Below are 681 nucleotides of genomic sequence, written 5' to 3'. Positions count from 1 at the left end.
GCTCGCTGAGGCGCCTCCGGAACAGGCCCAGCGCGCGTGCGAGGAAGGCGTCGGCGCCGGCTGCTCGGCGCTGCTGCGCCACTTTCTCGCTGCACCCACCACCAGGGCCGGGCAGCAGGACGCGCCCTTGCCGGCCGCGCAGCGCGCCACCCTGCAGCGGCTCTGCCTGCAACAGCGCGGTGGCCGCTTCTGCACCGGGGTGGCCGAACAGCAGTTGATCGCACGCGAACCGGCGCTGGCGGTGCAGGCCCTGCAGGTAGTCTGCGACGCAGGCCGCGTCAGTGCCTGCGAGCGCACTGCGCCCTTGCTTGAGCTCGGCGCCGACCTGCGCCTGGTGCCGGCCCGGAGGCTGCCCTGCGGCCTCTACCAGGCTGATGGTGGCGTAATCGACACGATCGACTTCGCTAATGGCACGCAGGCGCGTCTGCACGAGGGTGCCGTTCATCTGCAGCAGGACGGTGAAACCCTTGTGCTGCGTCCGCTCGGCAACGGCGACCTGCTCGGCATGGATGCGCAGACCGGCTACCAACGCTACCGGCGCGTGCCTGGCACGGCACAATGCACGCCCCCGCGCGAGGCTCGTGATCTGCCGTAGCGCCTGGAGCTTCCTGTTCGATCGTCAAGGAGACGACATGCGCTTACTGCGACCGCGCCACCGCTGGCTGGCCTGGGCGTTGCTGC

1 protein-coding gene is annotated in these 681 nt (G+C 70.6%); it reads left to right on the top strand.

Annotation, left to right across the window (positions count from 1 at the left end; all coding sequences use genetic code 11):
• Positions 1-595 (top strand): hypothetical protein (locus C9414_RS20745; RefSeq protein WP_219909128.1); only part of this gene is annotated, 595 nt, incomplete at its 5' end.
• Positions 596-681 lie beyond the last annotated feature (86 nt).

Origin of the sequence: Bacillus sp. Nf3, from assembly GCF_003028545.1 — a bacterium.
Taxonomy (GTDB): Bacteria; Bacillota; Bacilli; order Bacillales; family Bacillaceae; genus Bacillus; species Bacillus safensis.
Note: the sequence above shows the minus strand (reverse complement) of the source record. Positions and strands in the feature narration are given on the sequence as shown.